Raw genomic sequence first — 20062 nt, forward strand, 5'->3', positions numbered from 1 at the left:
TTTAAACAAAATCTTTAAATTTTACATTGTATATCCCTTTAAAGATGAATAGATATTATACTCATAAATAGTGCATAAAGCGTTTTTTTTGTATGATTAAATATATTTATTACCAATCACGTTTGGCTTATTATTATCATTGTACCGCGGTAGTCGTCCCAACCGTTTCAATTTATGATTAAAAAGCTAACTATTCTATCTATATTTTGCCTCTTTTTTTCTAAATTATTAAATGCTCAGGTTACAGGTTGCTATACCGCAGGTTCTAATAGTGTACATACTAGTGGTCCTTATAATGGAGTTTATGCAAACAATACAGGAAATACTTTTTTATCACCTGGTTATTGCTACTGGACACCAACAACTGGGCCAACATGCCAAGTTTGTACGGGTACTGTTATTACCTCAACCGGAACAAACTACGGTAAATGTTGGGTTTCCGCTACAGATAGTACCCCAATGCCAATCATTACAGGCTATTCAGGTACATTTACAATGATACTATGCCCAATTGATAATAATATACTTGTATTAGTACTTCTAAGCGCATTTTCTGGGATATTTATTATTAGAAGATCTGTTTTAGTAAGTCCACTATCCTAAAAATCATCCTTAATAACTTTCATTTAGATAATTTCTCGATGACAATTGTCAAGCGTTTTGCTTGCCACTGTTCATTGCCTCTACCCGCTTTTCTGGGTTTTATTGCATTTCAGCGTATTTTTTTATAATTTTTATGATGTAGGCGATATGTCATATCTCCCTCATATTCATTTCGTTCATTTATTATTTTTTTCTTTTTTACTTACTTTTGTAATATTAATCTTACGATTATTTGGGGTTTGTGTTCGGTTTTGTACTGTCGCTGCTTCAGGATTTAGTTGTCTATTATCATAAAAAAAAAGATTGCCGCAGAACATCTCCATTCATGGGAGTTACGTATGTGCACCCATTAGTACCAAACAATAATGTCGAAATATCTCTCTTTAACTGTCTCGTCAGCAGTTTTATTTTTCTCGTTTATATCACCATCATTTAGTCAAGTTACCGGGCGGGGCTGTAATCTAGGCAGTAATGTAGCAACACAATTTTTAGGCACGGCCACTTACAATGGAGATATTACCCAAAGTGTTCGGCTTTACAGATCTAGTCCATTAGTACCGATAATTACAGGTAACGGATACAGCGGCTATAGATGCGGATATATAAATGTGTACCCAGCAGGCACCAGGTATGTATCTGCTACAAACTCCAACGTATCCTATAACGCAGCAAATGAAATTACAGCAACCTCCAATACAAGGTGCGCAACTTCATCTTCTTATACCGCAAACTTTACGAGCGGCAATGGTAATGAAGGAACTGAGATCGATTATAGGTATAACGATCCCGCATATTATGCTGATGCCGATCCAAATTATCCATGTTCAGCGCAGCTTAATAATCTACCTATTGATGATTATCTTTCATTGTTATTATTTCCAATAGGAGCCTGTAGTTTTTTGTTTATTCGAAAAAGAGCAAGCAGTCTTTATTAACGTCATAATAAAAAAAATATTCCTTATAGTTTTGGTGTGTGTATTATATTATAGGTAGAAATTGCACCTTAATTTATAAACGCCCAATTTTTTTGAACAAAACGAACGGCCTTTTTAGTTTTTAACTAAAGTAACTTCGTGTATCAATTTAATGGTGCATGAGGGGCTTTTACTTTTTTATATTGATGATTTTGATTTCAATTGATTCATTTTCTCAAGGATCAGTTGATGGTTGCTTACTTTCCGACAACAGGGTATACACAAGCTATACTAGTTTGTTAGGTGCTAGATTGTATTCTTCTTCCTCATCCACACCACTTTCCATAAATTACTGTTCATGGACAGCTTCTTCAACAGTTTCATGCAGTGTATGTTTTGGAAGTATAAACGCACTTGCATTGGTATGCCTTGGCGGCCCAGTTTACAATGGTCAGCGCGCTATTTATACCATGATAGAATGCAACCTCGACGATTACTCATGGCCCCTCGCCACTGCCGCTGGTATTTTTGGCATATTCATCATAAGGAGAAGAAATAAATTTTAGCACCCTTCCAATTTACTTTACACCTACTAATTGTATTGCTATATTTACCCAAGTTTGCTTTACACAATAAAGTCAGATTGTCCCTTTGGTAAATATGAAAATTTCACTCATCACGGTTGTATATAATGGCGAAACATTCTTGCAGGATTGTTTTGATTCAGTAAAAGCACAAACTTATCCCGATCTGGAATATTTGGTGATAGATGGAGCATCTACAGATGGCACAGTAAACATTATTCAAAACAACATTGCACACATAGATTATTTTGTTTCAGAGAAAGATAAAGGTTTATACGATGCCATTAATAAAGGTATTGAACAAGCAACAGGAGATATCGTTGGAATCTTAAATGCAGATGATAAATTGGCCAGCCCTGAAATTTTGAGCGTAGTTGCCAGGGCCTTTATCGAAAATCCGAACATTGAAGGTATATATGGAGACCTGAATTATGTTCATCCGCATACCAATCAAATCATTAGAAAATGGAGATCAAAACAAGCTAGCCATCAGCATATAAAAGAAGGGTGGATGCCCGCACACCCCACCTTGTACTTAAAAAAAGAGTTGTTTAAAAATTATGGTAATTACGCCTTAGATCTTCGTACAACAGCAGATTACGACCTCATTTTGCGCTACTTTTACCAACATAAAATTAAAGCACTACATTTGCCGCTTTTAATGGTTTCCATGCGTACCGGTGGAGTCAGCAATCGATCAGTAAGCAACAGAATAGCTGCATTTATCGATGATTATAAAGCCTTAAAAAGAAATAAAGTACCCAATCCATTATTAGTTGTGCTTAAAAAAAAGTTTAGTAAGCTGAGTCAGCTTTAGTACAAAAATCATCTTTTGCACCTGTCGCCTGATTTCAATATTTTAAAACAATGCTCCTTTTGATTTAAATCATGTTAAAGATTTTTTAGGCCTGTTTTATTATCATTACAATAGTTATATTTGCTCACAAGTCCCCGAAATTTTGTTTGAACCGATACTGAATACTTATTCTGGCTATTTCTGTATTGCCATTTTTATATTGGCTTTTTCCATTGTGATTATAAGTGTTCCGAGCATTATCTATACCTCGCTTAAATACCGCCTTTTTGATAAAAACGATCTTTACCGTAAAACCCACAAACGCAACATTTCCCGTTTGGGCGGACTGGCCATTGTAGGAAGCTTTACCGTAAGCATTTTACTTTTTTCAGCAGTTATTAATTTTAAAGAAGCCAATTTTCTTATTGCATCATGCATTATACTTTCAGCACTAGGCTTAAAAGACGATGTATATGGCACCAATACCAGCACCAAATTTATTTTACAGATTGTGGTCGCTTTTATACTGGTCGTTTTTGGGGCGTTTAGGCTAACCAGCCTATATGGTGTATTGGGTATTTGGGATATGATGCCGCTTTGGGGCGGACTATTTTCAATCGCGCTCATCATTTTCATTAATAATGCATTTAACCTGATCGATGGCATAGATGGTTTGGCGGCTGGAATAGGGATTTTTTCCAGCTTTGCTTTCGGTATTTTATTCCTGCTGATGGGACAGATACCCTATTCATTTATCGGTTTCGCACTTGCAGGCGCAATTGGCGGATTTTTAAAATACAACTGGTTTCCCGCTAAAATATTTATGGGCGATACCGGAGCGTTAATTATCGGCCTCATTTCTGCCGCATTGGCCATTAAGTTTATCGAGCTTAATAAATTTACAGGCAATAATGATCCAGCTTTCTACTCAGCCCCCGCAATAGCAGTAGCCCTACTCATTGTACCCATCTTCGATTCATTAAGGGTATTTACCATCAGAATCCTCAGAGGCAGGTCTCCATTTAAAGGCGACCGTAACCACATCCATCACCGTTTAGAAAATCTGGGTATAAAACCCAACTGGATTGTGCTCTGCACGTTCGGTTTCAACATCCTTATTGTTGCGGCAACACTTACACTGCAAAAACTTGGTAATTTTGTGCTAATCCTGATGATTATTGGCATTTGCATCCTCTTTAACAGTTTAGTAACCCTATCGTTGCTAAAAAAGAAAAAAGGATAAACTTCGCATTTCAAAATTAGCTTTTGGTTTGGTAAATCAGGCTGGTTTTTTCATTTTAATCATCCCATTTCCATCTTATAGATTCATCTCTTCCCTTTCATAAATAAATACTAATTTTGCGCTCAAATTTTATATGTAATGAGGCTGGCAATAAATGGTTTTGGTAGAATAGGAAGAACATTTTTACGCTTGGCATTGGCTGAGGGATTCGAAGTAGTAGCGGTTAACGATCTGGCAGATGCAAAAACGATGGCTCATTTATTTAAATACGATACGGTGCATGGCGTTTTTGCCGGAAAAGTTTCTGCCAAACCCGATTCGCTTGTTATTGATGAACTCTCCATCCCGGTTTTTTCAATCAAAGCAGCTGATGAATTGCCCTGGTCGGCCTTAAGGGTTGATGTCGTAATTGATTGTACGGGCAAAAACCTAACCAGCGAAGCAGCACAAAAACACATTACCGCGGGCGCAAAACAAGTGCTCATATCTGCCCCTGCGGCTGATGATATACCTATGGTGGTACTGGGCGTTAACGATGATCAGATTGATCTGAAAAGCCAGATACTATCAAATGCCAGTTGCACCACCAACAACATTGCGCCAATGATCAAAATTCTGAACGATAATTGGGGAGTGGAAGAAGGATATATCACAACAATCCACTCGATGACGGGCGATCAGAACCTGCACGACGCCAACCATAAAGACCTGCGTAGGGCAAGGGCAGCCTCTTCATCCATTATTCCAACCACAACAGGAGCAGCAAAGGCCATTACACATATTTTCCCCGAATTAGATGGGCGCTTAGGTGGAGCAGGTATCAGAGTTCCGGTATTAAACGGATCATTAACAGATTTTACCTGTTTGCTAAAGAAAAAAACCACCATCGAAGAAATTAACGCCGCCTTTAAATATGCGGCAGAAAACGAATTGAAAAATCTGATCGAGTACACAGAAGATCCTATCGTTTCTGTAGATATTATTGATAATCCACATTCATGTATCTTCGATTCTTTGTTAACTTCAATTGTTGGCGATCTGGTTAAAGTAGTTGGCTGGTACGACAATGAGTTTGGGTACAGCAGCCGCTTAATTGATGTAGTAAAAAAAATAGAGCAACTTACAGCAGTAAAAAATGATAAATTGTTGAATTTTTCTGGATTATAGTATTAAAGCCACCCTACTAAGGGTTATCATTTGCTATATCATTATCCGTATTCAACCCTAATCAAAAGTATTGATTTAGTATAACTGAAGCATAGCACAAGCGTAGATAAAGCGTAGTTATAGTATAGTTAAGCAATTAAAGAAAGATTTTAATTGTTTGTCGACTTTAATGCCCAATACACCAAAACTGGTTGAAAAAATAAGCGCATAAGCCTTTTTTTTTCGGTATTGAGTCCGAAAGCGCTTCTTTTATGGGTAAATTGTGAAACATTACCAGGAAATACCCCAACAAATAATCCTGCAGCAATTTTTCCGATGGTTTGTTCATGCTTTTTCGGTGCCAGTACAAGTGCGGTACCCAATGCAATTTCTACCAAACCAGAATAAACAACGGTATCATCTTTTTTTAACGGAACCCAATCCGGTACCTGTGCCTGGAAAGCTTTACGCGCAAAAGTTAAATGCCCAATTCCGGCGGTTATCAAACCTGCACCCAATAAAAGTCTGGCAACTGTTTTTATATTTTCTTCTCTCATACTTAAAAACTAATAATAATCTCCCTCTTCAACATATTACAGTGCTGATCTGTTTTGGATACCCCCTTATTAGCGCTCATTTTTTTTACTATAACATAGAACCTTCCCTTGTATCACTCCTAATACAAACTTCTTAAAACCTGTAAGAGGATACTGATTTTTTTTTGCAATAAAAGATTACCTTTGTTGATAATGCTCCAATATCCCTATCCCAAAAATGAGAAAGAAAGACTGGCATCCCTTGCAGGATATCAGCTTATGGATAGCGGTGAGGAAAAAGAATTTGATGAAATTGCAACAATTGCCTCAGCCATATTCGGCATCCCGATTTCGCTGATCACTTTTATTGATGAAAAGCGGCAATGGTTTAAATCCCACATTGGAACAGCCATTACCGAAAACCTCCGCGAACTTTCTTTCTGCACCCATGCAATAGGCTCGGGAGAGGAGATTATGATTGTTGAAGACGCCCGGCTTGATGAACGTTTTGCTGAAAACCCAATGGTAACAGGGCCAACAAAGCTGGTATATTATGCAGGCGTACCACTTATAAATGAAGAAGGTTATGCCCTGGGTACAATTTGCGTACTCGATCAAAAACAGCATAAATTAACAGCTGAACAGGTTGCAGCCTTAAAATCACTCGGCCGGCAGGTGGTGGATAAAATCGAACTTAAGCGAACAATTACCAAACTTCAGGCAGCTAACCAGGAATTAACAAATTCCAACTTGCTTATTCAAAAATTTGCATCGATGGCAGCGCACGACATTAAAAATCCTTTAACCAATATGCTGCTCACCTCGCAGCTGTTGAAAAGAGGGATGGAAAAAAATGAAGATCAGCGTTCACTTAAATTAATCGAAGTAAATATATCATCAGCAAATGCCCTGCTATCGTTGGTAGATGAAATGCTAGATTATTCCAGATCACCCTCGCAGCTCATTGCAAAGAAACAGAAAATCAGGCTTAAAGCACTTTTCGAAAGAATACATATATTACTTAGCGCACCAGAAAATTTTGCTATAGAGTTTCATTCCCAGCTCGAAGAGATTCACTATTCCAGCATTGCACTGGAGCAAATACTCCTAAACCTGATCAGTAATGCCGTCCGTTACAACGATAAAGCAAATGGCTGGGTAAAGGTGATCCTCAGTGAACATCAGGATTGTTATCAGCTTATCGTAGAAGATAATGGAATCGGTATTGCCCAGGAGTACCACCACAAAATATTTGATAACAATTTTACACTCGAGCTTGCCGACCGGTATGAGAAAAAAGGAACAGGTATAGGGCTTTCTACTGTAAAAGATCTCATCACTGCATTACAGGGAAACATTTCGCTAACTTCAACCCCAGGCGAAGGCACAGCATTTTTGCTAACGCTTAAAAAATAATCTCGATTTTATTCTCAATGCCAGATTTATAGTAACATAAATACTATAGATTTTGTGGTCTATATCCTGTTCGCTAAATTTAACCACCGTAACATTTGCCGAAAAACAATTATCGACCATGAAGAAATTCATTATACCTATAATGGCATTAACCATCATGCTTGTAGCAACAGCCTCAACCTGCTTTTGTCAGCATAAAAAGAATGCCGGGAAATCCAGCACGCCTAATATTATTGTAATCCTTACAGATGACATGGGCTTTAGTGATGTTGAAGCATTTGGAGGTAAGTTTGTTCCAACACCAAATATAAACCGCCTTGCAAAAAACGGACTCAAACTAACCCAATATTATAGCGCAGCACCTATCTGTTCGCCATCGAGAGTTGGAATGATTACAGGCATGTATCCAGGAAGGTGGAATTTTACAACCTATCTGGATAACAAAAAACACAACAGAGAGGCTGAACAAGCCGATTTTCTCGATCCTAAAGCCCCAACAATAGCCAGATTTTTTAAAAATGCAGGTTACGCAACAGGGCACTTCGGCAAATGGCATATGGGCGGTGGCAGAGACGTAAAAAATGCACCAGGTTTTGAGCAATATGGTTTTGATGCCCATGCCAGTACCTACGAAAGCCCCAATCCTGATCCCGCGCTTACCGCAACAGATTGGATCTGGTCTGATAAAGACAGTATCAAACGCTGGGACCGCACCAAGTATTTTGTAGATAAAACCCTCGATTTCCTTTTGAAGCATAAAGATCAGCCCTGTTTCATCAACCTTTGGCCCGATGATGTGCATACCCCCTGGGTACCGAGAAAAGAAACCGAATACACAGGTCAGTATCCGATGAACCCTCAGGAAGAGGCTGCCTTTAAGTTGGTGCTCAAAGAATACGATAAGCAGATCGGCAGGCTTTTAGATGGCCTAAAGCAGATCGGAGAAGATCAGAATACCATCGTGATTTTTACCAGTGATAACGGTCCGTTGCCCAGTTTTAAAGGCAGCAGGGCACAAGGCCTGAGGGGATCAAAGCTCTCACTTTATGAAGGTGGTACCAGAATGCCATTCATCATCAGTTGGCCAGGTCATATCGCTCAAGGTAAAACAGATGAGAGCTCAGCCGTAAATTCACTCGATCTTTTGCCTTCACTCGCTAAAATGGCCGGCGTTTCCTTACCTGCAAGTTACAATGGAGATGGAGTGGACAGAAGCGGGGTGCTTTTAGGGAAACCCTCAGCAAGAGGAAAAGAAATGTTCTGGGAGTATGGACGCAACGATATCGCCTTTAAATATCCAAAACCGGTAGATAAAAGTCCGAACCTTGCCCTACGCTCTGGAGAATGGAAATTATTAATGAATAGCAACGGAACTGATATCCAACTGTACAATATTCTTAAAGATAAAAAAGAAACCACCAACCTTGCCCTGGGCCAGGCAAAGATTACAAGTGAGTTAAAAGAAAAGTTGCTCAACTGGTGGGAATCCCTTCCGAAACTAGCTTCCCCTAATCCATAGAGGAAAAAATGATATGAATTTCTGGTCAAAACCGCTATGATTGCAAAATAAGTTTATACTAAGCATGCTTTTTTTGGTGTAGGCGAGCAAATAATAAAGGGCAAATCAACCGGCAAGCCGGAGATTTTGATTGCTGATCCAAACCTTTTGCTGTTTTGTTGGTTTTATCAGCCAATACCTGACCAGATTTTACTATTGCTGAACCTTTCTTTGTAGGTTTTTCTCAGTTGATGGCAGGATAGAAAAGAACTCAACGTGTAAACAGAACTGGCTTGGAAACACAAGAAACACAAATCAAACAAAGGAAGTCTTTTCTTCCAAAATTGCTATTAATTCTCTCCTTGGCTGTGCTTCTTTGTACAGAAGGATACTTTGGGTGGAGGTTGCATGAACTTTCTGACCAGCAGGAACGCATTAAAGAAGATTATTCCGATATCAATAACATCACTTACGGACTGTTTTCTGTACACCGGTGGAAAGATAATGTTTCCCGGATTGTGCACCATCAGGTCGGGAATCTGAAAATGACCAAAAAGCAAAAAAAGGTATTGCAATCAGAGGTGCAACAGGTATTGCTTGCCCTGATCGATAAGGCGGAGGCGCTGGTAAATAAACCCAAGAAAACAATCAGCGGAAAGATACAGAAATTTGCAATCCGTAATTTTGTAAACTCCGATAGTATCCGTGCGCAGGTGCCAGGTTTTGCCAAAAAAATCATTGCAGAAGTAGATAACCCCAAAAACAAAAAGCAGTTGAGCAAAATGGCGATGGGCGAATTTAATCAGCTGGCCAAGGAAGAAAAACTCGACAGCGCGTTCGTTGCAAACGAAGTTTCAGTAAAGGCCATGTATGGCAAATATAAGGTATCAACAACCGATGAACTAAATGAAAAACTGGTTCAGATCCTTTCCGATATCCGTACCAAAACATACCGCTATTCTTTTTGCATGCTGGCTTGTGTGGTGCTCGTGTTAGGTTTTTGGTGGGGCTTGCGCAAAAGAAGAGACCTCCATACTACGCTTTTTGTAATGTCGCTGCTGTTTGCATTTATCCTTTTAGGGGTAGGCCTAACCGCATCAATGATTGAGGTTGATGCCAGAATCCGTTCGCTGGATTTTGTACTCCTTGGCGAGCATGTTATGTTTAAAGATCAGGTGCTGTTTTTTCAAAGCAAAAGTATTATGGATGTAGTAAGGGTACTCATCGGTCAGCCCGGGATTGATTCGATTCTGGTAGGCGTATTGATATTGGTTTTCAGCATTCTATTTCCCGTTGTAAAGTTAAGTTCTACAGGTGTGCACCTTTTGGGCGGCAAACGTCTTGCAGAAAACAAAATCATTAAGTATTTCGCGTTCCAATCTGGCAAGTGGAGCATGGCCGATGTAATTGTTATTGCAATTTTAATGGCCTATATTGGTTTAAACGGCCTGTTGGAAGGGCAATTGCAGGCACTCAACATCAAAAACGACTCGTTAACCATCCTCACCACCAACAATACTGCCCTGCAACCCGGTTACATTATCTTCATCAGTTTTGTGCTATATGGCCTCATTCTCTCTACGATATTGAAGTTTATTACCCCACATGATGCCCATTAACCCATTTATTACAGCTGATTGATTAAATTATTTATGGAAACTACAAATAATAACACTCAAAATATCCATACCAAAAAAAATTGGTTAGCCCCGCTTGCATTAATAGTGGGTTTAAGTATCCTTTTGATCGGAGAAGGCTATTTTGGTTACCGTTTTCACCAATTATCTTACGAGCAGAAAAGGATAAAAGAAGATTATAGCTTATCCAATAATATCACATTCGGAATTTTTTCGGTTGATAAATGGGGTGATAAGATTTCTGCAGTTGTAGACAGAAGGGTTAAAGGCTTTAATTTAACCGCCGGGCAGAAAAAGGACATGCTCAAGGAGGTGGAAAAAGAATTGCACGGCTTGGTAAACAAGGCAGTATCAGAAGTTACCAAACCGCAGAAAACCCTTGGTGGTAAATTGAAAAAACTTGCTTTCAACAGTTTTGTTGATGTGGATGAACTTCATGCCCAGGTACCTTCATTTGCCAAAACCATCGTTGCTAAAATTACCAGCCCCACCAGTTTAAAAAGGCTTAAAGGCGTAGCCGCAAGTAAAATAGACGAATTGGAAGGGCAGACTTACGACAGCACCGATACCACCATTACTACTGTGGAGCGTAATATCTATCGTAAATACCATGTAAACAGTGCCGGTGCATATGATAAATTGATTAATTCAAGACTATCAGAAATCAAAAAAGAAACCCTTGAGTGCGCAGAAGGCATGCTAGGCTGTGTTGCCATTGCGCTGGTACTGTGGTTGTTTTTAAGAAAACGCGTGCAGTTGCATGTTCCCTTGTTCGTGATGTCGTTGCTATTTGCCATTATTTTGCTTACTGTGGGTGTTACTTCACAAATTATAGAGGTAGATGCAAGGATCAAAACACTGGAGTTTGCGCTGCTCGGTGATAAAATAGCCTTTACCAACCAAGTACTGTTTTTCCAGAGCAAAAGCATATTGGGCATTATCGGAACGCTGATCGAACAACCCAAGCCCGATGCCGTGTTGGTTGGCGCCTTGCTGCTTCTTTTTGTTGTGATCCTGCCATTGCTCCGCATTATAGCCAGGGGCGTTCATGTATCATGCGGGCATCTGTTCGGCAGCAGAAAAATATTGCGGTTTCTTGCCTTCGATCTTGGTAAATGGGACATGGCCGATGTGATGGTAGTCGGTATTGCCATGACATATATAGGTTTGAACGGGATATTGAAGAGCCAGTTATCCGGATTGAATATGGAAAATGATACCCTAAAAACGGTAACCGCAAATAATTCGGCACTGCAGCTTGGTTTTTTTGTGTTCGTGGCTTATGTAGTGTATGCAACCATACTTTCTTTTATATTAAAGCGGATTGATGAACAGAATGGCCCTTGCGAGTAAAACTTTAGAGGTCATCAACTATAAATTTTTTGCATGAATGCCGCCCAAAGCTATTAGAAAATGCTTTTTTATTATCGGGTAGAATCGATCTGACTATCGTCATGCTTTTTCTTACCAACCTGTAAAAATCAGTTTTAACCCGCTAGCGTATATCTCATTCTAAATTTTCATCATCAGCAATTTATCTCCAAAATGTTAGCACTTTTTGAGCGATATTATTATCGGGTTTCAATTGCTTTATTAACTTTGCAAACGTTTGCAGTGCATGCTATTGCAGTATCTTACATTGATACATTTGCCAATTGATACTAAAAATATGGTCAAATTTATTCTTCCGGAAGAAGTACTCCCTTTAAGAAGCCTGGTTTTGCGCAATGGCAGACCCTTTAAAGAATGTGTTTTTGAAGGAGATACTGCCTATGATACCTTTCATCTTGGCTTTTTAAAAGATGGAGAAATAAAATCGATAGCCACCTTTATGCGCAACGATTTTTTTCCTGAAGACGGAGAAGGCTATCAGCTTAGGGGAATGGCCACACATCCCGATGCGGGAGGAAAAGGCTACGGAGCAGCATTGGTAACCTTTGCCATCGAATACCTGAAAGAATACAATACCGACTACTTATGGTGCAATGCCCGCTCAACAGCTGCAGCTTTTTATAAAAAAATCGGTTTTACCACCGAATCACCGGAATTCGATATCCCCGGAATCGGGTTCCACTATGAAATGAAATTAAACTTAAATCAAAAATAATAACATGAATACTATTGACCAGTTTGACTTTAAAGATAAAAAAGCATTAATCAGGGTAGATTTCAACGTGCCTTTGGATGATGAATTTAAAATTACAGATGATAAAAGGATCAGAGCGGCATTACCTACCATTTCCAAAATTTTAAAAGATGGTGGTGCAGTGATTTTAATGTCGCACTTAGGCCGCCCGAAAGATGGACCAACTGAAAAATATTCTTTAAAACACATTTTGGCTGATTTATCCTCACTTGTTGGTGTTGAAGTTAAATTTGCTGACGATTGTATCGGTGAAAGTGCAGTAAAACAAGCTGCAGATTTAAAAGCAGGTGAAGTTTTATTATTGGAAAATCTTCGTTTTTATAAAGAAGAAGAAAAAGGCGATGTTGCATTTGCAGAGAAATTATCAAAATTAGGCGATGTTTATGTAAACGATGCCTTTGGTACTGCGCACCGTGCACATGCTTCTACCTCAATTATCGCTCAGTTCTTCCCTGATGCAAAATACTTCGGTTACCTTATGGCTTCAGAAGTGGAAAATGCAGAAAAAATATTGAACCACGCAGAAAGGCCCTTCACCGCAATTATGGGTGGTGCCAAAGTATCGGATAAAATTCTTTTGATTGAGAAATTATTGGATAAGGTAGACAACCTGATTATCGGTGGCGGTATGGCATATACCTTTGCCAAAGCACAGGGCGGCGAAATAGGTACCTCGTTATTAGAAGCTGATAAGCAGGAACTTTCTTTAGAACTGATCGAAAAAGCAAAAGCAAAAGGCGTTAACCTTATTTTGCCAGTTGATACCGTAATTGCAGATAAATTTGCAAACGATGCTGATAAAAAAGATGTAACCTCAGGCCAGATCCCTGCAGATTGGATGGGATTGGATATCGGTCCAAAATCAGTTGAACTGTTTCAGGATGTGATCAAAAACTCAAAAACATTATTATGGAACGGCCCGATGGGTGTTTTTGAAATGGAAAGTTTTCAGGTTGGTACCAAGGCAGTTGCTGAAGCAGTGGTAGCCGCTACTAAAAACAATGGTGCATTCTCATTAATTGGTGGTGGTGATTCTGCCGCTGCCATTGCAAAGTTCGGCATGGAAGATGAGGTAAGTTATGTATCAACAGGCGGTGGAGCTTTACTTGAATATATGGAAGGTAAAGAATTGCCAGGCGTAAAAGCCATTAACGGATAGAAAATAAATTTCAAATTGAAATGGCCTTGCAGATTAACTCTGCAAGGCCATTTTTATTACGTATTTAAAGTTTAAAAATTACTTGAGCTGCTTGTATCCCACCATAAGCGTGAGGCAATGTCGTCTTTGCCCGAATTTAAAAAGGTAGCTGCTTCTGCAACAGCAGCAGTGTTACCCGTTCTTTCCGCAGGTACAAATACAAGTCTTTTGATCCATTGATCAGGAGTGATCACGCCCCAATCAGGGCTGCTGTCATTTTTGGCAACATGTGGAATTTTAGGATAGCCTGTCCTTCTAAAATCTACCCATGCCTCTAAAGTATTGGTAAATGTGGCCAGATACTTCTGTGTGATGATTTTTTCAAGTTTCAGCTCATTGGTGTCACCATCATTCCAGGCTACAGTAATGGTAGAAAGTGGTGTGAAATTATTCCTGCTATCCTTTGGGTCAACATAGCTGATCGGTTTACTTGTCGCATCAACTAAGTAGGCATCTACACCTGCTGCTCCCCAATCGGCAAAAGAAAGGCGTACCCCATTTTCATAATTTGTTTTGGCATCGCCAGCACCTGCCCATCCTCTTAATGCTGCCTCGGCTTTTAAAAAGGCAATTTCCGATGCGGTGAATCCCCTTCTGTTTTGAGCTGATTTAAAATCTGTGCTAACGGTTGAATATGGAACCCGGTCATCTTTGGCATTGATGAATGCGCCTCCGCGAATACCTTTGTATTTATAGGTAGGGTGATCAGCAGCTAAAGTAGCGTCGTTTACTTCAGAGAAATATTTTGCAATGCGCCCATCTTTTAATCCTACCATAAACGATTCCATGGTTGCACCCATGCGGGTATCATTCCAATCAAAACTGATCATCGAAACAGGCATTACCTCCCCATTTAAAGAAATCAGAAAATTATCAGCATTTGCCGTAATCAATCCAACAGGATCGGCCAGGGCTTTTTCTCCCTGTGTTTTTGCAACCGTAGGGTTGATCTTAACGATACGCATGGCCAAACGCAGGCGTACTGAATTGAGTAATTTTAGCCAGGAAGGAATACTGCCTTTGTAGCTTGGATCGAATTTGGTAAAACCTAAATACGATGTGTTGGCCTTAAGGTTTGCTTCAATCTGATCTAACTGGGTAAACATGCTGTTGTATAAATCAGATTCTTTGTCATATTTAATAGAACCTAAACCCGAGGTGCCATAGTTCGAATAAATAACAGGGCCATAAATGGCTGTTAATTTAGATATTGCCAATATCCTCACAAGTTTTGCCCAATCTCCAAAAAGTGGTAATTTCTTTTCCACCGAAAGTTCTATTACCTGTTTTGAAGGAGACATTACACTTCCATATATACGGTTCCAATAGGCATCAATCCAGCGCAGGTAATAGGTTGTATTGTTAACATTTGCCACAAATGGCGTTGGTGTACCCATATATCCCATCCAGTTATCGTAGCACAGGTCTTCCTCAATCTGGTGCCCCATAAGGTTAAATAACATCCCTGAGAATGAAGATCCTACCAGGTTGAAATCCTGCTCCAACATTTTGTCGGATATTTGATTCGGATTTGTATTTATCTCTTCGAAATTCTTAGTGCAAGAATTGAATAATATCAAAGCAAGCACCATTAAACATAATTTTTTCATTATTTAAGATATTAGAAGTTTAACTTTAGATTTAAACCATAAGAACGTGTTCCAGGTACCGCAAAAACGTCGTTGGCTTGCATGCTGTTACTCGTACTCATTGCTTGCTCCGGATCGAAAGGTGATTTTTTGTAAAAGAAGAACAGGTTACGGCCGATCAAAGAAACAGATGCCGATTTAATAGCCGAGCCTTTAACGGGCACAGTATATGCGAGTGATACCTGCGCTAAACGAACATTGGTTCTTGAGAATACATAAGGCTCCATAATCCCGTTCCTGTCACCTATTGTAGAATAGTATAATGTCGGGTCTATTGATGTTTGAGCAGTAGTGCCTTTAATTGCATTGATTGGGATACTTCCTGCATCTCTCGCGTCGCCACTTCTTTTACTTACACCATACGAATCAAGAAATGCCTCTGTTTTAGAGAAAGCAACGCCCCCAAATTTAGCAGATACTAAAGCACTTACGCTAAAGTTTTTATAGGTAAATGTGTTGTTCCAGCCCGTTATGAGGTTTGGATTTACATTTCCAACATATTCCTGCGTTGCAGCTTTAGTTGGTTTACCTGATTCATCCAGGATAATCTGACCTGATGCGTTTCGTGCAAATTTGAAAATATATAAATCATTGAAAGAACCACCAGCTTTAATAATTGAATTAAATCCCTCGCTGTCGCTCCCTACCTGATAATTTGGATTATCGGCAATCAACTCTATAATTTTATTTTTGTTTTGCGATAAGTTAAGAGATGTATTCCACTTAAAATTTTCATTTTTTATGGGATCTCCACCTAATGTTAATTCAAACCCTTGGTTGGTAACCTTTCCGGCATTTACATAATAAAAGGTATAACCAGAACCCGAAGGAGCTGGAAGGGATAAAAATTGATTGGTACTTGTATTTTTATAATAAGTAAAATCGAAACTTAATCTATCGTTTAGAAAACGTCCTTCCAGCCCAATTTCGTTACTGGTTATTTTTTCTGGTACCAGTGTGGCAAAAGGTGTCTGAGTATTTCTGGTAATTCCACCTATGCCATTCGGTCCACCTGCGCCACCAATAGTATTGCCGGGGTTTACAATATTATAAGGTACCTCGTTTCCAACTTGCGATGTGGATGCCCTTAATTTCAAGAAACTGATTCCTTTAGGCAAGCTTAACATCTGGCTGATGATAGCAGATAGTCCGGCCGAATAATAGAAATAAGAATCGTTTCCAGTTGTAGCAAGTGTAGATGCATAATCGTTACGACCTGATAAATCTACATAAATCATATCTTTAAAGCCAACAGATGCGTTAGCAAATAAGCCTTGTTTTTGAACTCTGCTATAAGTTTGATTTATAACCAGGTTATAAGGCAGGTTTGCAAAACTGAAAAAATTTGGGTACTGTAATGGGGTTGTCCCGTTGGCAAAAATCATCCCATCATTAAATGTGTAGTCCTGGATACTTCCTCCTGCTACACCATTCAAACTGAATTTGCCAAAAGTGTTGTCATAACTTAAAAGGGCATCGCCATACAAAGCCTGATCATTATACTTGGCGTAATTCCAGGTGCCGTTAGAACTTACGCTTACTGAATTGCCACCTGCAGCATACCGATAATCCAATAGTCTGTCGTTATAATCAATGTTTCCACGCACATCAAATTTAAAATGCGGCAAAAATGCGTAAGAGGCTTTTGCAGTAGCAATTACCCTTTTGCTGGTAGATAGTTTTGGGTCGTTATTTAATTCCCAATAAGGATTGTTTTGTTTTTCTTCACTGGAATACCAGTTTTGTTTAAACAGGTTCCGGGTAGCATCAAAAATTTGATAATTGGTTTTGTAGTCATCAAAATTTCTTTCCCTGGCAAATAAGTATAATCCTGTTAGTGGGTTGTTGTAATAACCTGCGCCAGGTCGGTTTTTGGAATTTTCGTAAGAGAACCTTACGTTGCCACTGAGTGTAAGTTTATCATCAAATAATTTTGCTTCCTGACTTAAGGTCACATTATGTTTATTGTAATTGCTGGTTGGCACAATCCCTGAGGCATTATTGTTTCCATAGGAAAAATAGGTAGTTGTTCGCTCATTTCCTCCAGAAACCGATATTGAATTGATCGTGTTCACACCAGTCTGAAAAAAATCATCAATATAGTTGCGCTGGTAATCCCCTTTTGTTTTAGACCAGCTGTAATCACTACCTGCTATTGCGCCATAGTCAAACTGAAATTCAGGCAATGTTGCGGCCTGGCTAAAATTCAGGGTTGAATTTAACGCTATAGCGATTTTGCCGTTCTGACCTTTCTTTGTGTTAATTAAAATCACACCATTTGCACCCTGGCTGCCATATAAAATAGCTCCATTTGCACCCCTTAGGATGGTAACCGATTCAAAATCATCTTGGTTTAACGCAGAAAGACCATCACCACCGTCGGTACCGCCATATGATCCAGGCTGGCCGCCTTTATTATTTACAACCGGTACGCCATCAATTACAAAAAGTGCCTCGCTGTTTCCTGTAATTGATTTTGAACCCCTTAATACTGTTTTTGTTGATCCCCCAACGCCAGAGTTACTGATCCCCACATCTACACCAGCAGCCTTGCCGCTTAAAGCTTCCATGAAATTGGGGCTGCCAGCCTTGGTTAATTCCGGCCCTGAGAGTTGCTGAGCAGCAAATGTAAGTGCTCTTTTTTCACGTTTTACCCCTAGAGCAGTTACCACTACTTCAGTTAAATTAGCATTGCCTGAAGATTTTAACTTTACTGTTACTGTGGTTAAATTACTAATGTTCACCTCCTGCGAATCCATGCCGACATACGAAACCACCAAAATTGTGGCCTCATCAGGAACGTTTAGCACAAACTTACCGTCATTTCCAGTAAGTGTTTTGGCACTAGTTCCCTTGGCCACTATAGTTGCACCCGGGAGGGGTAGCCCACTATCATCAACTACTAATCCGCTGATCGTTTTAGCGAAACTGTGGTTAACACCATTTGAAATGTTTACCGTTTTGAATGGGATTGTAATGATGGTTTTACTTTTTACAGTGCCTGCACCTTTGGCTGCATTTTGTAAGCCAAGGCCAGCTACAGCAACGAGTGCTAGGTTCCGCAGGCCTCTTGTTGCGCTAGGAATTTTAATTTCTAGCGCATTAATGGCGGAATAAAGGTTCCTCATTTTCATACAAATTTGTTGTTTTAGTTTAGTTTAATGTTTCCTCCATTAAATCATCGATCACGCATCAGCCCGCTACAAAATAATCTTCCGCACTGTTGAATAAGAGATAAAACGTTTTAGACATGCTTAGATATAGTATTTGAATGTCTATTTAAAAAAAAAATATTTTAATCTGTATTGCTAAGTGTTTTAAGGTTTTTGTTTGTGGTTGTTTGTTTTTAGGTTGATTAGACGATATTTAATTTTGTATGGGTAATTTAGTAAAAATATTGATACAATAAAATCGATTCATTAATATTTTTTAATGTTCAGACATAATTCACAATCATGATTTCCATGTATGTGCTTGATTTAATAATAGTTAAGCAGTTTTTCGAATAAGAAATTTTAGGTTGGTTCAACAGGAAAACGATATTAAACTTCAAAAAATAAGTTTTACCTTACTCATCATTATCTTCAGTCTGAACTTTAAGAATTTTTGGATAAACTGTGAATTGCTTAAATTAATTACCCCTATGAGAAAAAAAATATTTTCAGCTGCTTTAGGTTGTCTGCTCGTTGCAGGCATCCCTGCAAAAACCTTTGCTGCAATAAACGCAGGTCGCGTTCACCCGCCTGCAGCACCCAAAGAACTGATCGGCCGTTGGGACATTACTGTTGACATCAACGGAAAACCGGCTCCGGCCTGGTTAGAGGTTAAACTTTCCGGTGTGAAAACATTGGTAGGCTATTTTGTATCAACAGCAGGAAGCGCCCGCCCTGTAGCTGAAGTGAAATTTATGGATGGAAAGTTTCAATTCGAAATCCCACCGCAATGGGAGGGAGGTAACTCAAATCTTGTCATCAATGGATCACTGACCGATAAGGGAATAGAAGGCACTATGCTTGATTGCAATGGTAAACAATACAATTGGAAAGGCGTAAAAGCACCATACCTGAAAAGAACGACTCCGCCTGCATGGGGCAAAGCAATTACCCTATTTAATGGTAAAGACCTATCAGGTTGGAAAACCAATGGACCAAACCAATGGGTGGTAAAAAATGGTATTTTAACCAGTCCAAAAGCAGGATCAAATCTCATCACCGAGCAGAAATACAATGATTTTAAACTTCATGTCGAATTTAGGTATGCTGAGGGCGGAAACAGTGGCATCTATTTAAGGGGGCGGTATGAGGTACAAATCGAAGACAGTAAGAAGGATGCCCATCCCAATAACGTATTGTTCGGCGGTGTTTATGGATTTCTAGCCCCTAACGAAATGGCCACGCTCGGTCCCGATCAATGGCAAAGTTACGATATTACCCTTGTTGGCCGCCTGGTAACCGTAGTTGCAAATGGCAAGACAATCATCAGTAATCAGGAAATCCCAGGTATTACTGGAGGTGCGCTGGATAGCAATGAAGCAGACGCCGGGCCTATTTATCTTCAGGGAGATCATACCCCGATTGAATACCGTAAAATCGTAATTACGCCTGCAAAATAATCAGCTGTACTGATTAGCGAAGAAGAACTTGATTTGTTATTTCGAGCCTGTGGGAAGTGTTGCAGATATTAAACAACACATCTG

At 39.4% G+C, this 20062-nt stretch carries 15 protein-coding genes; 12 read left to right on the forward strand and 3 right to left on the reverse strand.

From position 1 onward, the window contains the following. The first annotated feature begins 174 nt into the window (after window positions 1-174). The 5 genes from ACZZZW_RS08885 (at window position 175) to gap (ending at window position 5307) form a co-directional block, all read left to right on the forward strand. A complete protein-coding gene (locus ACZZZW_RS08885) occupies window positions 175-603 on the forward strand; it encodes a hypothetical protein (RefSeq protein ID WP_463492988.1) in 429 nt (142 codons plus the stop codon). Window positions 604-968: 365 nt separating this feature from the next. Further along, on the forward strand, window positions 969-1538 hold the full coding sequence (locus ACZZZW_RS08890; RefSeq protein ID WP_463492989.1) for a hypothetical protein: 570 nt from the start codon (window positions 969-971) through the stop codon (window positions 1536-1538). A 639-nt stretch (window positions 1539-2177) separates the two neighbouring features. Beyond that, on the forward strand, window positions 2178-2918 hold the full coding sequence (locus ACZZZW_RS08895; protein WP_463492990.1) for a glycosyltransferase family 2 protein: 741 nt from the start codon (window positions 2178-2180) through the stop codon (window positions 2916-2918). A 142-nt stretch (window positions 2919-3060) separates the two neighbouring features. Then, complete coding sequence (locus ACZZZW_RS08900; protein ID WP_463492991.1) at window positions 3061-4140, forward strand: MraY family glycosyltransferase; 1080 nt, start codon at window positions 3061-3063, stop codon at window positions 4138-4140. Window positions 4141-4278: 138 nt separating this feature from the next. Continuing rightward, complete coding sequence (gene gap, locus ACZZZW_RS08905; RefSeq protein ID WP_463492992.1) at window positions 4279-5307, forward strand: type I glyceraldehyde-3-phosphate dehydrogenase; 1029 nt, start codon at window positions 4279-4281, stop codon at window positions 5305-5307. 149 nt (window positions 5308-5456) lie between these two features. Here the strand turns inward: gap and ACZZZW_RS08910 are convergent, their stop codons facing one another. Further along, the gene (locus ACZZZW_RS08910) at window positions 5457-5843 is read right to left on the reverse strand and encodes a DoxX family protein (RefSeq protein WP_463492993.1); all 387 of its coding nucleotides are present in this window, start codon (window positions 5841-5843) and stop codon (window positions 5457-5459) included. A gap of 192 nt (window positions 5844-6035) precedes the next feature. On the opposite strand from ACZZZW_RS08910, the gene ACZZZW_RS08915 reads away from it, so the two are divergent. From ACZZZW_RS08915 to ACZZZW_RS08940, 6 genes are all read left to right on the forward strand, one after another. Continuing rightward, entirely contained in the window at window positions 6036-7238 is a 1203-nt protein-coding gene (locus ACZZZW_RS08915) for a sensor histidine kinase (protein WP_463492994.1), read from the forward strand. A 118-nt stretch (window positions 7239-7356) separates the two neighbouring features. Continuing rightward, a complete protein-coding gene (locus ACZZZW_RS08920) occupies window positions 7357-8757 on the forward strand; it encodes a sulfatase-like hydrolase/transferase (RefSeq protein ID WP_463492995.1) in 1401 nt (466 codons plus the stop codon). A gap of 272 nt (window positions 8758-9029) precedes the next feature. Continuing rightward, window positions 9030-10355 (forward strand): paraquat-inducible protein A, encoded by a 1326-nt coding sequence (locus ACZZZW_RS08925; protein ID WP_463492996.1) that lies wholly within the window; start codon window positions 9030-9032, stop codon window positions 10353-10355. 33 nt (window positions 10356-10388) lie between these two features. After that, window positions 10389-11726: a paraquat-inducible protein A gene (locus ACZZZW_RS08930; RefSeq protein WP_463492998.1), complete on the forward strand. Its 1338-nt coding sequence runs from the start codon at window positions 10389-10391 to the stop codon at window positions 11724-11726. 316 nt (window positions 11727-12042) lie between these two features. Next, window positions 12043-12480, forward strand: a complete 438-nt coding sequence (locus ACZZZW_RS08935; RefSeq protein ID WP_463492999.1) for a GNAT family N-acetyltransferase — start codon at window positions 12043-12045, stop codon at window positions 12478-12480. Window positions 12481-12484: 4 nt separating this feature from the next. After that, window positions 12485-13678, forward strand: a complete 1194-nt coding sequence (locus tag ACZZZW_RS08940) for a phosphoglycerate kinase (RefSeq protein WP_463493000.1) — start codon at window positions 12485-12487, stop codon at window positions 13676-13678. 71 nt (window positions 13679-13749) lie between these two features. On the opposite strand, the gene ACZZZW_RS08945 is transcribed toward ACZZZW_RS08940, so the two are convergent. After that, complete coding sequence (locus ACZZZW_RS08945; protein WP_463493001.1) at window positions 13750-15327, reverse strand: SusD/RagB family nutrient-binding outer membrane lipoprotein; 1578 nt, start codon at window positions 15325-15327, stop codon at window positions 13750-13752. A gap of 11 nt (window positions 15328-15338) precedes the next feature. Next, the gene (locus ACZZZW_RS08950) at window positions 15339-18500 is read right to left on the reverse strand and encodes a SusC/RagA family TonB-linked outer membrane protein (protein WP_463493002.1); all 3162 of its coding nucleotides are present in this window, start codon (window positions 18498-18500) and stop codon (window positions 15339-15341) included. A gap of 509 nt (window positions 18501-19009) precedes the next feature. Between ACZZZW_RS08950 and ACZZZW_RS08955 the strand changes: the two genes are divergently transcribed. After that, the gene (locus tag ACZZZW_RS08955) at window positions 19010-19978 is read left to right on the forward strand and encodes a 3-keto-disaccharide hydrolase (protein WP_463493003.1); all 969 of its coding nucleotides are present in this window, start codon (window positions 19010-19012) and stop codon (window positions 19976-19978) included. Window positions 19979-20062: the final 84 nt, after the last annotated feature.

The organism is Pedobacter sp. AC379 (assembly GCF_979258145.1).

Bases quoted from the DNA above. Each gene is read 5' to 3' on its own strand.
- ACZZZW_RS08930 (WP_463492998.1), top strand. From the start codon at position 10,389: ATGGAAACTACAAATAATAACACTCAAAATATCCATACCAAAAAAAAT.
- gap (WP_463492992.1), top strand. From the start codon at position 4,279: ATGAGGCTGGCAATAAATGGTTTTGGTAGAATAGGAAGAACATTTTTA.
- ACZZZW_RS08950 (WP_463493002.1), bottom strand. From the start codon at position 18,500: ATGAAAATGAGGAACCTTTATTCCGCCATTAATGCGCTAGAAATTAAA.
- ACZZZW_RS08890 (WP_463492989.1), top strand. From the start codon at position 969: ATGTCGAAATATCTCTCTTTAACTGTCTCGTCAGCAGTTTTATTTTTC.
- ACZZZW_RS08945 (WP_463493001.1), bottom strand. From the start codon at position 15,327: ATGAAAAAATTATGTTTAATGGTGCTTGCTTTGATATTATTCAATTCT.
- ACZZZW_RS08915 (WP_463492994.1), top strand. From the start codon at position 6,036: ATGCTCCAATATCCCTATCCCAAAAATGAGAAAGAAAGACTGGCATCC.
- ACZZZW_RS08885 (WP_463492988.1), top strand. From the start codon at position 175: ATGATTAAAAAGCTAACTATTCTATCTATATTTTGCCTCTTTTTTTCT.
- ACZZZW_RS08955 (WP_463493003.1), top strand. From the start codon at position 19,010: ATGAGAAAAAAAATATTTTCAGCTGCTTTAGGTTGTCTGCTCGTTGCA.
- ACZZZW_RS08910 (WP_463492993.1), bottom strand. From the start codon at position 5,843: ATGAGAGAAGAAAATATAAAAACAGTTGCCAGACTTTTATTGGGTGCA.
- ACZZZW_RS08940 (WP_463493000.1), top strand. From the start codon at position 12,485: ATGAATACTATTGACCAGTTTGACTTTAAAGATAAAAAAGCATTAATC.
- ACZZZW_RS08920 (WP_463492995.1), top strand. From the start codon at position 7,357: ATGAAGAAATTCATTATACCTATAATGGCATTAACCATCATGCTTGTA.
- ACZZZW_RS08935 (WP_463492999.1), top strand. From the start codon at position 12,043: ATGGTCAAATTTATTCTTCCGGAAGAAGTACTCCCTTTAAGAAGCCTG.
- ACZZZW_RS08895 (WP_463492990.1), top strand. From the start codon at position 2,178: ATGAAAATTTCACTCATCACGGTTGTATATAATGGCGAAACATTCTTG.